The sequence below is a fragment of the Pelomonas sp. Root1217 genome, from assembly GCF_001425705.1.
GTDB lineage: Bacteria > Pseudomonadota > Gammaproteobacteria > Burkholderiales > Burkholderiaceae_C > Pelomonas.
In genome coordinates, this window is sequence record NZ_LMDC01000012.1 from 98,819 (window position 1) to 111,651 (window position 12,833).

Consider the following 12,833-nt stretch of genomic DNA (forward strand, 5'->3'; position numbering starts at 1 on the left):
TCCGCACAATCGCCGCCGGCCCTGCAGTTGGGGCCGCTTCCTTTTCTGGAGTCGTTGTTTGATGAACGCACCGCGCATGAGCCTCCTGGCCCTCGCCTTGAGCACCGCCATTCCCGCCCTGGCTCAAGAAGCCCCGGCCAAAGACCGCAGCCAGCTCGAAACCGTCGTCATCACGGCCGAGCGCCGCGCCGAGAACATCAAGGACGTGCCCAACGCCGTCTCCAAGATCAGCGGCGACAAGCTCGACGTGCTGGCCTCGGGCGGCCAGGACCTGCGCTTCCTGTCGGGCCGCGTGCCCAGCCTGAACATCGAGTCCAGCTTCGGCCGCGCCTTCCCGCGCTTTTACCTGCGCGGCTACGGCAACACCGACTTCCGCCTCAACGCCTCACAGCCGGTCAGCGTCATCGTCGACGACGTGATCCAGGAGAACCCCATCCTGAAGGGCTTCCCCATCTTCGACACCGCCGCGGTGGAAGTCGTTGCCGGCCCGCAGGGCACGCTGTTCGGCCGCAACACGCCGGCCGGCGTCGTCAAGTTCGACTCCGTCAAGCCCAGTCAGAAGCAGGACGGCTATGCCAGCGTCACCGTGGGCAACTACGGCACCCTCAACCTCGAAGGCGCCGCCAACCTGCCTTTGAGTGGCGACTGGGCCGCCCGCATCTCCGCGCAGAGCCAGCGCCGTGGCGACTGGGCCGAAAACACCGCCCCCGGCGCCGCCACGCCCAAGACCGAGGGCTACCGCGACAGCGCCGTGCGCGCCCAGGTGCTGTACGAGCCGCACAAGCAGTTCAGCGCCCTGCTCAATGTGCATGCGCGTGACCTCAACGGCAGCCCGCGCCTGTTCCGTGCCAACGCCATCAAGCGCGGCAGCAACGACCTGGCCGACGGCTTCGACGCCGAGAAGGCCGCCTTCAACGGCGTGAACGACCAGACGCTCAAGCAGACCGGCGGCAGCCTGCGCCTGAAGTGGTCCGTGCCCGGCCTGAACATCTACGCCATCAGCGGCTATGAGCATGTGAAGCCGCTGTCCCGCGGCGACATCGACGGCGGGATGCCCGGCGCGCCCGGCATCCCCTTCCAGTCCGAAACCGGCAGCGGCATGAACGGCCACCGCCAGCTGACGCAGGAAGTGCGCCTGGAGTCCAACACCGCCGGCCCCTTGAGCTGGCAGGCCGGCGTGTACCTCTTCGACGAGAAGTACACGATCGACAACATCACCTACAACACGACGACGCATGCCGACGTCGACCACATCTACAGCGCCCAGACCAACAAGGCTGGCGCGGTGTTCGGTTCGGTCAACTACGCCGTCAGCGACGAGCTCAAGCTGCGCGCCGGCCTGCGCTACACCAAGGACAAGAAGGACCTGTCCACCACCCACGCCGGCACGGGCCTGTTCAACACCTCCACCGGCACCAGCGCCAGTACCAACGACGGCAAGTGGAGCGGTGACGTGTCGGCAACCTACAAGCTCGACGCCGACACCAACCTCTACGCCCGCTACGCCAATGGCTTCCGCGCGTCGTCCATGCAGAACGCGTCGGCCTTCGCCGGCCAGTCCCAGGCCAGTCCGGAAACCGTCAACTCCTATGAAGTGGGCTTCAAGAGCGAACTGCTCAAGCGCACGCTGCGCCTGTCGGGTTCGCTGTTCAGCTACACCGTCAAGGACCTGCAGCTGACGGCCGTGGGCGGCAGCGTCAACGCCACGCGCCTGCTCAACGCCAAGAAGGCCACCGGCACCGGCGCCGAGATCAACCTCGAAGCGCTGATCACGCCCGACCTGATGGTCACCTTCGGCGGCTCGCTGAACAACACCAAGCTCAAGGACGCCGGCCTGGGCGTGCCTCCGGGCGGCTCGCTGAAGGTCAATGGCGCCTTCCCGACGGTGCAGGACCCCATCGTCGGTAACAACGCGATGGTCGACGGCAACTCGCTGCCCAACGCGCCCAAGTGGACCTACAACCTCACCGCGCGCTGGAGCATTCCTCTCGCCAGCGGCGACGAGGTCTACGTCTACACCGACTGGGCCTACCGCTCCAAGGTCAACTTCTTCCTGTACGAGGCCACCGAGTTCACGGGCAAGAGCCTGACCGAAGGCGGTGTGCGCGTGGGCTATCTGTGGGGCAACGGCAAGTACGAAGCCGCCGGCTTCGTGCGCAACGTGACCAACCAGATCCGCGTGACGGGTGCCATCGACTTCAACAACCTGACCGGCTTCATCAACGAGCCGCGCACGTATGGTGTGCAGTTCAAGGCGATGTTCTAAAGAGCGCTCGCCGAAGACAGGAACGCCGCCCTCGGGCGGCGTTTTTCATGGGCCTCGGTCGTCGGCTCAAGCCGTCTTGATGCGGTGGAGCGCGCAGAGCTTGTTGCCGTCCGGGTCGCGCACATAGGCCAGGTGCATCGCGCCGAGCGCCCCCTCGCGCAGGCCCGGCGGCTGCTCGATGGACTCTCCGCCGTGGGCCACCGCCACGTCGTGGAAAGCCTGCACCTGCTCGGGCGACGCGCACCCGAAGCCGATGGTGCCGCCATTGGCATGCGAGGCCGGCTCACCGTTGATCGGCTGGCTCATGCAGAACGTGCCGCCCGCATGGCGGTAGAACACCCGCTGGTGGCCCGAGGGCCCCTGGTTGCGAAAGCCCTCGGGCACGCCGAGCGTGCCGAGCACCGCGTCATAAAAGCGCTTGCTGCGCTCGATGTCGTTGGTACCGACCATCACGTGGCTGAACATGGGTATCTCCTCAAGAAAACGGCGAAAGCGCAGGATTGTGGTGCGCCGAGATGTTTGTGGACGCCCGACGCGAGGCGTCCTGATCACTCGGGACTAGGGCGGCATGCGGGTGACATGGCTGACCACGATCGACCAGCGGCCGTTGACCCGGACCAGCGTGTCCGTGAAGCGCACATCGACCGCGAAGGGCTTGCCGCCGGACCGGCCCTTCAGCGACGTGATGCCCTGCACCACCGCCGCGTCGCCATACACGCGCGCCGTCATGTCGTGGTTCTCGAAGCGCTCGTATTGCGGGTCGCCATCGCGGACTTCCTGGAGCGCCTGCGCCCGGCTCTGAACCTCGGCGCTGGTGCTGACGAGGTTGAACTCAGGTGCGAGCAGGCGTTCAAGCGCCGCCAGGTCGCGCAGGCGGAAGGCGTCGCACGCAGCCTGGGTCACTGCCATGGCTTCCTTCTCCGCGACCGAGGCGCCTGCTGCGGGGTTGATGAGCAGCGCGGCAGATGCCACGGCGACAAGGCATGGGATGCGGAAGGTGATCATGGCGAAGGTCTGGCGGCGGCGGCCCTCTACTTTGCCGCGCCGGCCTTCAGAAAGCCATTCACGTCGAGCCAGCGGACGAAGACCGGGAACCAGCCCTCGGCGGTCTTGCCCGGGTAGCCGAGCCCGAAACCATGGCCGCCGTTCTGGTAGAGATGGAATTCGACCGGCCGGCCGGCATCGAACCAGGACTTGACGACGCCGAACTGGCCGCGGAACAGGAAGTCGTCGCTGGCGATGACGTTGAACATCGGCGGCGCGTCCTTGGGCACGTCGACCGGACCCATGCCGCCGTAGATCGGCGCGATGAAGGCGAGCTTCATGGTCTTGGAGTTGAGCGTGCTGTGCATCGTCAGGCCCGCGCCGGCCGAGAAGCCCACCATGCCCAGCCGCCTGGTGTCGACGCCCCATTCCTTGGCGCGCGAGAGGATGAGGGCATGCGCCGCTTCGGCGTCGGCAAGCTGGTTGGCGAGGTCGGGCACCAGCGAGCGCGGGTTGCCGTCGCTCGATCCGGCCGCGGTGAACATGCGGTTCATCGAGTCCTTGAAGCCGTCGAGCGAGTCCGGCGTCGGCTGCAGCCGGTACTTGAGGACGAAGGCGGCAATGCCCTGGTCGGCCAGCGCCTGGGCCACCTTCCAGCCCTCGTTGTTGATCGACAGCCAGCGGAAGCCCCCGCCCGGCGCCACCAGCACTGCCGCGCCATTGCCCTTGCCCGGCGCGGGCAGGTAGGGCGTCAGCGTGGCGGTGGTGACGTTGCGCACCATCGGCTCGCCCCACTGGCGGAACCAGCTCTCGGCGGCCGGCTGCTTGTCGACGCCGCCGGTGCCAAGCGGGATGGCGCGTGGCTCGGCGGGCGCCTGCAGCGGGTGGATGGTGCCGTCCTGCGCGAGGGCGCATGTGGCAGCGGAGGCCAGCAGCAGGGCCAGCAAGGTGGAGAGAAGTGATCGCATGGTCGTTGTCCAACGAGTTGATGGGTTAATGCGGCAGCAGCACCTGCCGCGCCAGCGAGAAGGTCGCGCGTTCGACCGGCGCGCCGGTGTCCGGCTGGCCGCCGCCCACGCTGAGGCCATAGCTGCCGGGCATGACCTGGCGCACGCCGTCGCGGTCGACGAAGCTCAGGTCGCGGGCATCGAGCCGGTAGCTCAGCTCGCGCCGTTCGCCTGCCTTCAGATGCAGGCGCTGAAAACCGCGCAGCGCCAGGCGCGGCCCGCCCTCGAAGCGCGGCGGCGCCAGGTAGAGCTGGGCCACCTCGTCGCCATCGCGCGTGCTGGTGTTGGTGACGGCCGTGCGCACCACCAGGCCCACGTCCTTGCCGTCGTCCTGCACCTCGACCTTGGGCGCCTCGTAGCGGAATCTGGAATAGCTCAGGCCATGGCCGAACGGGTAGACCACCGGCTTGTCAAAGAAGCGGTAGGTGCGCCCGGCCATGCGGTAGTCGTCAAACGGCGGGAGGTCGCTCGCGCTGCGGTAGAAGGTCACCGGCAGCCGCCCGGCCGGGTTGGCCACACCGGTGAGCACCTGCGCGATGGCCTGGCCGCCGCCCTCGCCCGGGTACCAGGCCTGCAGCACCGCCGCCGCGTTCGCCTGCGCCCAGGACAGGTCGATGGCGCTGCCGCTCAGGTTCAGCACCACCAGTGGCTTGCCCCCCTGCGCCGCGGCCTGCAGATAGGCGCGCTGGTCGGCCGGCAGGTCCAGCGTCGTGCGATCACCGCCCTGGAAGCCCTCGATCTTGACGGGCATCTCCTCGCCTTCCAGGTCCGACGTCAGGCCGACGACGGCCACCACCACGTCAGCGCCCTGCACAGCGGCGCGCAGGTCGGCCAGCGGCTGGCGGGACACGCGCTTCCAGACCATGCCAGGCGGCGCCCCGGTGCCGGACTCGGCCTCGAACTGCATCGCATAGCGCTCGCCCTGCTTGAGGTCCACCTGCGTCAAGGCCACCGGCTCGGCCCATTGGGTCGGGCGCCTGGCCAGCGTCACATCACGGCCGGCGACGCGCACCTGGCCTTTGGCACCCGCAACGCCGAGCCGGTAGCTGCCCGTCTCGGGAGCGACGAAAAAGCCCGTCAAGACCACCCGCGTCACCTCGCCGGACTCGGGAAAGTCGCGCACGCGTGAGTCGAGCTGCGCCACGCCGTGGCTGGCGAAGGCCTTCTCCTGAAAACGCCGCTTTCCCGGCACCACCGGGGAGCCGGGCTGGAGCTTGAAATAGCTGGCACGCAGGCCCGGGCTGCCGTCGGGCGCGACGAAGGCGCTGGCGGGCACAGGGTCGCCGTCGGTGATCGACGGGCCGAAGGGCACGAGGCTCACCTGTGCGGCCGGGAACTGCTGGCGCAGGCCCTCGTAGACGGTCTGCGTCGGCCCGGTCTGGCCCGACGAGTAGTTGCCCCGCATCACGCGGCGGGCGTCCGCCAGGGGGCCGACGACGGCGACGCGGGCCGAGGCGCGCAGCGGCAGCACGCCGTCGTTCTTCAGCAGCACCAGGCTTTCGAGAGCGGCGCGAAGCGCCAGCGCACGCTGATCGAGCGAGTTGATCACCTCGGCCTTCGGGAAGCTGCGCTCACCCAGGCCGGCCAAGTCGCCATTGCGCAGCCGCGCGGCAAACAGGCGCACCAGCGCGTTGTCGATGTCGGCCGCGCGGATGTAGCCGCGCGCCAGCGCCTCCTTGTAGCGCTCGCCCAGGCCCGGCGTGTGCGACAGCGTGGCGCCATTGCACTCGTTGTCCACGCCAGCCTTGAGGGCGGCGGCGGCTCCGGCCGGGGCGTCGGGCGCGTACTTGTGGTGGGCATGGATGTCGACGACGGCGTCGCAATCCGACACCACGTAGCCGTTGAACTTCCAGTCCTGGCGCAGCGTCTTCACCAGCAGGCTGTGGCTGGCGCAGGCCGGCTCGCCGTTGACCCGGTTGTAGGCGCACATGATGGAGCCGGCCTGCGCGTCGACGATGGCAGCGCGGAAGGCGGGCAGGTAGGTGTCCTCCAGGTCCTGCGCCGAGACCCACACGTCTGCCGAATGCCGCGTCGACTCAGGGCCGCTGTGCACGGCGAAATGCTTGGGGCTGGCGATGACCTGCGGCAGCGCTGGATCGGGCCCCTGCATGCCGTGCACGAAGGCCTTGCCGAGCGTGGCGGTCAGGAAAGGGTCCTCGCCATAGGTCTCCTGGCCCCGCCCCCAGCGCGGGTCGCGAAAGATGTTGATGTTGGGCGACCAGGTGTCCAGTGCGCCGCCGATCTTGTTCGGGTTGGGTTTGCCACGCCCCAGCGCGTAGACGGCCCGCACTTCGGTGCTGATGCTGGCCGCCACGTCCTGCATCAGTCGGTCGTTGAAGCTGGCGGCCAGGCCGATGGGCTGCGGGAAGTTCGTCGTCGCTCCGGGGCCGAAGGCGCCGTGCAGCGATTCGGTCCACCAGTTGTAGGCCGGGATGTTCAAGCGCGGGATGGCCGGCGCGCCGTTGAGCAACTGCTCCGTCTTCTCGTCCAGCGTCAGCTTGGCGACGATCTGGCGGGCCTGGGCTTCGGCGTCCGTCTGCGGGTTGGCGACGCCCAGGCCGCTGAAGGCCAGGCCCCAGGCGAGGCAGGCGATGGAAAGGGTCTTCAACGGCGTCTCCGTTTTTGTCGTTGCGCCGGATTGTGTGGTAGCGCAATCAATGCGACACCTGTTTTTCCCTTATTGACGCCGCTGACACCCTAGAAAACCAAGTCACTCTGTCTATGAAAACTCGCTCACGTCCGCGGCGATGAATTCGACGATGTGATCGATACCAGAATCGTTATCTGGCGGATGTGGGTGTCACGCTGCGGCCGAGCGCCGAGCCAGCCGCATCGACAAGCCCACCGGGCCCATCGCCAGTTGCAGCAGCTCGCGTGGCGCCCGGCCGTCAGGCGTTTCGACCGTGGCGATGTCGAAGTGCCGCAGCAGCAGGGCACAAGCCAGCTTGATCTCCATCAGCGCGAGGTAGCGCCCCGGGCAGATGCGCGGCCCGGCGCCAAAGGGCATGGACAGGCGTTTGGCCGCGCCGGCCTGCTTGGCGTCGCGCAACCAGCGCGTGGGGTCGAAGGCGGCGGCGTTGGGCAGATGGCTTTCGCTGGTGGCATCGCGCCGCATGACGGCCATGACGATCATGCCCTGGCGGACCTCGACATCGCCCACCCGCGTGTCGCGCATGGCCTGCATGACGTTGATGGGCGCCACCGGCCGCAGCCGCATCGTCTCGTGCGCGCAGGCCTCGACGAAGTCCAGCGCGCCGAGTTGCTCCAGGGTCGGCAGCGCGGCCTCACCACAAACGCGGTCCACCTCGGCCCGAGCCTGGGCCAGCACGTCGGGGTGCTGCCACAGCAGCCAGATCATCCAGGCCAGCGTGTTGGCCGTCGTGTCCTCGCCGGCCAGCAGCATGGTCAGCACATTGCCAGCCACCTGCTCGTCGTCGATGCCGCTGCCGGGTTCGTCGGCCGCCACCAGCATGCCTTCGAGCAAGTTGCCGGGCTCCTCGCGCAGCCCCGGATTGGCGGCCATGCGGGCCCGTGCCTTGGCGACGAAGCCCTGCACCGCCACGTTCACCTCAGCCACGCTGTGCGTGAGTGCGCGGTCCTTGGCCGATGGCCACCAGCGCCACAGCGGCAGCGGCGCAAAGATGCGCTTGAACAGCATCGGGAAGATGCGGTTCAGGTGCTGCTGGATGACGTCCTCGTCGGACTGCAGCGTGTTGACGTCCTCGCCGAAGGCCAGGCCTGCCACCGCATCCACCGTGAAGCGCATCAGGTCGGCCTGTAGCTCAATGCGCCGGCCCTCGCGCGCGGCGATCTGCCAGCGGCCGACGAGGCGCTCGGCCACGCGCAGCAGGAAGGGGTAGTAGCGCTTCACATGCACCGGATCCAGCCCGGCCATGACCATGCGGCGCTGGCGCTTCCAGGCTTCGCCGTTGGAGCCGAACAGGCCGGCGTTCAGGCCCATCTCGCGGCCGATGTCCTCCAGCCGCTGCGTGCGCCGGAAGCCATCCGGCCGGTCGCGCAGCGCCGTGCTGATCAGCTCGTGGTCACCGACGATGACGAGGCGGCGCTTGCCCAGCCTGAGCTTGAAGATCGGCCCGAACTCCTCGCACCAGGCCTCGACCTGCTGATGCACCCGCGTCGAGTCGATCTGCAGCAGGTTGCCAAACACCGGCACGCCGCGCGGGCCGGGTAGGTCATCGAACTGGCGCAGCGCGCCAACGGGAGGGGCGGCAGTGGTGTTCATCGGGGCAGTTTAGGCCTGCTGGGAACCAGTTCATATCAACCACATCGGCAATCCACCGTCGCGAGCGAATACCGACGAAGTTCACAGATCAAACACCTATCTATTTGCAAATAAGGCAGATGTTGCTCAGGGCGACCAGCAGAAGCGAGACCGCAATGCCTATGAAGATGCTGATCCCAACGGAAATCTTGACGGCTATTTCCGAGCGGGAAAACACAAGCGTTATCGCAAGACCGATGAAAACCAATGCCGTTATACCGATAACACCTGATGAATTTGAAAAGGCTGCGAAAAACAGTGGCAGGCCAACAAGCCAAAAAGGCAAGCTTAAAAGATAGCGCCAAAATGCAATTGGCTGGCGTTCAGGTTCTGCGAGCGGTGGTGGCAGCGGTTTTTCATGCACCTCTTCCACGAGGTGCCACCTAACTGTTCCAGCAGTCTCTTTTCCATAGTAGGCGTTGCACTTTGAACACTGTGTGGATAACTCCTCCTGAGTCAATGAATTACCACACTGCCTACAAATCCATACCATCGCGTATCCAATCTCGGCTTCACAAACGGTGATTAACTCGCTTTGAATGAAAACTGAGGGCGAGAATTAGGCGGCAAAAATCTTCCCCGGGTTCATGATCCCCAACGGATCCAGCGCCTGCTTCACCGCTCGCATCAATGCGACGGCTTCTGATCCAGTCTCATCAAGCAAAAACCCCTGCTTGTGCAAGCCGATCCCGTGCTCACCCGTGCACGTGCCCTCCAGCGCAATCGCCCGCGCCACCATCTGCGCGCTGAGCCGCTCCGCCGTCGCCAGTTCCCCGGGGTCGACCGGGTCCAGCAGATAGGCCATGTGGAAGTTGCCGTCGCCCACATGGCCGACGATGAAGTAGGGCAGGCCGGCGGCCTCGACCTCGGCAATGCTCGCGTTGATGTTCTCCGCCAGGCGCGAGATGGGCACGCAGGTGTCCGTCGTCACCGCGCGGCAGCCGGGGCGCATCTGCAGGCCTGACAGATAGGCGTGATGCCGCGCCGTCCACAGCCGCGTGCGCGCCTCGGGCGTCGTGGCCCATTCGAAGGCTTCGCCGCCGAAGTCCGCCGCCACGTCCTGCACGGTGGCCGCCTGCTCGGCCACGCCGGCCTCGCTGCCGTGGAATTCCATCAGCAGCATGGGCGCTTCCTTCAGGCCGAGCTTGTCATGCGCATTGACGGCCTTGATGGCGTTGGCGTCCAGCAGCTCGCAGCGGGCGATGGGCACGCCGATCTGGATGATCTGCATGGCCGTGCGCACGGCCGCGTCGATGCTGGGGAAGAAGCAGACCGCCGCCGACACGGCTTCGGGCAGCGGGTGGACCTTGACGGTCAGCTCGGTGATGACGCCCAGCGTGCCTTCGCTGCCGATGACGAGGCGCGTCAGGTCGTAGCCGGCGCTGCTCTTCCTGGCGCGTGAGCCAGTGCGGATGATCTTGCCGTTAGCGGCCACAAAGCGCAGTGCCAGCACGTTCTCGCGCATCGTGCCGTAGCGCACCGCGTTCGTGCCGCTGGCGCGCGTGGCGGCCATGCCGCCCAGGCTGGCGTCGGCGCCGGGGTCGATGGGGAAGAACAGGCCCTCATGCTTGAGCGCCTCGTTGAGTGCCCTGCGCGTGACGCCGGGTTGCACGGTGACCGTCAGATCCTCGGCATCCACGCGAAGGATCTTGTTCATGCGCGACACATCCAGGCTGATGCCGCCGTGCACGGCCAGCAGATGGCCCTCCAGCGACGAGCCCGCACCGTAGGGAATGACCGGCACGCGGTGCTCGGCGCACAACGCAACGACGCGCGCCACCTCGGCCTCGCTCTCGGCGAAAACGACGGCCTGGGGCGGCGGCACGACGAAGACCGACTCATCGCGGCCATGCTGCTCGCGCACGGCCATCGCCGTTGAGCAGCGCTGCGTGAATTCGGCCTGCAAGGCGGCAAGCAGCGCAGCCGGCAGCGTCGGGGCAGGGGAGAAGGAGGATTCGGGCGCGTTCATGGCCAACTCCGGGGGGTCAGACAAGGATTGTGTTGCAGTGCACGCGCCATGGTGACAGCATGGGGCACACAGCGAACCCCCGGGAGATCTGCATGGACCCCAACCTGACCTGGCTGCTGCTCATTGCGGCCGTCGCCCTCATCGCCATCATTGCCTTCGGCGCGGTACGCTTGGATCTGCTGGCCGCGCAATGGCGCGAGGTCTTCGGCCAGCCACCACTGCCCCACGACGCCCCGCCCGCGCCGCGCCGCACGTCGGCCCCGGGTTTCACGCCGCATGAGGCACCCCTGCACAAACCGGCCTTCCACCGCAGCGGCCGCCGACACTGAATCGGCACCGCAGCAGGGCCTTGCCAATGAGGAGAACCCCATGAGCCCCACGACAAGCATGCCCGGCCTGAAGGGATTGACCATCAGCCGCAAGCTGCTGCTGCTGACATTGCTGGTGCTGGTGGCCATCAGCATCCCTTCGGCGTTCCAGGTGCGCCAGGCGCGTCAATTGGCTCAGGCCGCACAGGGCGAACTCGAAGGCCTGGCACCCGCCCGGCAGCTCGTGCGCCTGGCCCAACTGACTCAGCAGCATCGCGGCCTGTCGGCTGCCCTGCTGGGCGGCAACGACTCGGTGCAGCCGGCACGCTCGGCCAAGAACGCCGAGGTGGTCCAGCAGGTCGCCGCCGTTGACGCGCTGCTCAAGGGCGAGGGCGCCAGCGACGCGATGCGCCAGACCTGGCAGGACTCGCGCACCCGCTGGGACAGCCTATCCAGCCAAGTCGGTGCCAAGGCGCTGAAGGCGGGCGAGAGCAGCACCCTGCACGCCCAACTCATCGCCGTCTACTTCAAGCTGCTGGATCAGCTCGTCGACCAGTCCGGCCTGATCCTCGACCCCGAGGCCGACACCTACTTCCTCATCAGCGCCACGCTGGCGCGGCTGCCCATGGCCACCGAGGCCCTGGGTCAGGCGCGGGCGCGCGGCGCCGGCTTCCTGGCCGAAGGCAAGATCGGCCCGGAAGGCCGCACGCTGCTGGCCGGCCTCGTGCAGCAGGCTGCCGACCAGCACCAGGGCATGAGCATCGCCTTCGACAAGAGCTTCGCCGTCAACGCCGACCTCAAGAGTCGGCTGAGCAGCAAGATCGCCGCCCTGGACGAACAGGTGCGCGGCTCGCTGAAGCTGACCCGCGACGAGCTGATCGCCAAGGAGGAGCTGGCCTACCCGGCGCCCGCCTACATCGCCAGCTACACCCGCACCATTGATGCGATGTATATCGTCGCCGAGGACGCGATGAGCGCGCTGGACGCCATGCTCGTTGCGCGCGTGTTCAGCCTGCGCACCAGCAGCTGGGTCGTCTTCGGCCTGCTGGCCTTCATGCTGGGCGCGGTCTTCCTGCTCGCGCGCGGCATCTCGCGCAGCATCACCGTGCCGCTGCAGCATGCCGCGGGCCTGGCCCAGCAGATCGCCGAACGCGACCTCAGCGGCGACGTCGTCGTCAGCGCGCGCGACGAGATTGGCCAGCTGACGATGGCGCTGCTGGCCATGCGCGACAGCCTGTGCGGCGTCATCGGTGAAGTGCGCAGCAACGCCGGCGAGGTGGCGCAAGCCTCGCAGGAGCTGGCCTCCGGCAACCGCGACCTGTCGCAGCGCACCGAGCAGCAAGCCTCGGCGCTCGAAGAAACCGCCAGTTCCATGGAGGAACTGACCGCTACCGTGCGCAGCAATGCCGACCAGGCCGGCGACGCCAGCAGCCTGGCGCAGCGCGCCTGTTCGGTGGCCATCTCGGGTGGCACCGCGGTCGATCAGGTCGTCAGCACCATGGGCGCCATCGAGGCCAGCAGCCGGCGCATCGCCGAGATCATCTCGGTCATCGATGGCATCGCCTTCCAGACCAATATCCTGGCGCTGAACGCGGCGGTGGAGGCGGCGCGGGCGGGCGAGCAGGGGCGCGGCTTTGCCGTCGTCGCGTCGGAAGTGCGCGCGCTGGCCGGCCGCTCGGCGGAGGCCGCCAAGCAGATCAAGGAGCTCATCTCCACCAGCGTCGGCCAGGTCGAGAACGGTGCCCGCCTCGTGCAAGGTGCGGGCACGACGATGCGCGAGACGGTCGACGCCATCCAGTCGCTGGCGGCGCTGGTGACCAGCATCAGCCGCGCCTCCAGCGAGCAGAGCACGGGCATCGGCCAGATCAGCGAGGCCGTCTCGCACATGGACCAGCTCACGCAGCAGAACGCCGCGCTGGTGGAGGAAACCGCCGCAGCCGGCATGAGCCTGCAGCAACAGGCCGAGCAGCTGTCAGGCCTGGTCAACACCTTCCGCATGCCGACGGCCCAGCGGTGA

10 protein-coding genes are annotated in these 12,833 nt (G+C 67.6%); 3 read left to right on the plus strand and 7 right to left on the minus strand.

The window, feature by feature from the left end:
* Positions 1-61: 61 nt before the first annotated feature.
* The gene (locus ASC95_RS09350) at positions 62-2,266 is read left to right on the plus strand and encodes a TonB-dependent receptor (protein WP_057297469.1); all 2,205 of its coding nucleotides are present in this window, start codon (positions 62-64) and stop codon (positions 2,264-2,266) included.
* A 66-nt stretch (positions 2,267-2,332) separates the two neighbouring features.
* Here ASC95_RS09350 and ASC95_RS09355 read toward each other — a convergent pair whose 3' ends face one another.
* From ASC95_RS09355 to ASC95_RS09380, 7 genes are all read right to left on the minus strand, one after another.
* A complete protein-coding gene (locus tag ASC95_RS09355) occupies positions 2,333-2,731 on the minus strand; it encodes a VOC family protein (RefSeq protein WP_057297470.1) in 399 nt (132 codons plus the stop codon).
* Positions 2,732-2,824: 93 nt separating this feature from the next.
* Complete coding sequence (locus ASC95_RS09360) at positions 2,825-3,271, minus strand: nuclear transport factor 2 family protein (RefSeq protein ID WP_057297471.1); 447 nt, start codon at positions 3,269-3,271, stop codon at positions 2,825-2,827.
* 26 nt (positions 3,272-3,297) lie between these two features.
* Positions 3,298-4,218 carry an alpha/beta hydrolase gene (locus ASC95_RS09365; protein WP_057297472.1) on the minus strand — a complete coding sequence of 307 codons (921 nt, stop codon included), beginning with the start codon at positions 4,216-4,218 and terminating at the stop codon, positions 3,298-3,300.
* 25 nt (positions 4,219-4,243) lie between these two features.
* The gene (locus ASC95_RS09370; protein ID WP_157256045.1) at positions 4,244-6,865 is read right to left on the minus strand and encodes a glycoside hydrolase family 3 C-terminal domain-containing protein; all 2,622 of its coding nucleotides are present in this window, start codon (positions 6,863-6,865) and stop codon (positions 4,244-4,246) included.
* Positions 6,866-7,057: 192 nt separating this feature from the next.
* A complete protein-coding gene (locus ASC95_RS09375; RefSeq protein WP_057297474.1) occupies positions 7,058-8,500 on the minus strand; it encodes a cytochrome P450 in 1,443 nt (480 codons plus the stop codon).
* A 100-nt stretch (positions 8,501-8,600) separates the two neighbouring features.
* Entirely contained in the window at positions 8,601-8,912 is a 312-nt protein-coding gene (locus ASC95_RS30505) for a hypothetical protein (RefSeq protein WP_157256047.1), read from the minus strand.
* A 186-nt stretch (positions 8,913-9,098) separates the two neighbouring features.
* The gene (locus ASC95_RS09380; RefSeq protein ID WP_057297475.1) at positions 9,099-10,508 is read right to left on the minus strand and encodes an FAD-binding oxidoreductase; all 1,410 of its coding nucleotides are present in this window, start codon (positions 10,506-10,508) and stop codon (positions 9,099-9,101) included.
* Between the two features lie 92 nt (positions 10,509-10,600).
* Here ASC95_RS09380 and ASC95_RS09385 point away from each other — a divergent pair, with 92 nt between their 5' ends.
* On the plus strand, positions 10,601-10,837 hold the full coding sequence (locus tag ASC95_RS09385) for a hypothetical protein (RefSeq protein WP_057297476.1): 237 nt from the start codon (positions 10,601-10,603) through the stop codon (positions 10,835-10,837).
* Positions 10,838-10,877: 40 nt separating this feature from the next.
* Complete coding sequence (locus ASC95_RS32345; RefSeq protein ID WP_057297477.1) at positions 10,878-12,833, plus strand: methyl-accepting chemotaxis protein; 1,956 nt, start codon at positions 10,878-10,880, stop codon at positions 12,831-12,833.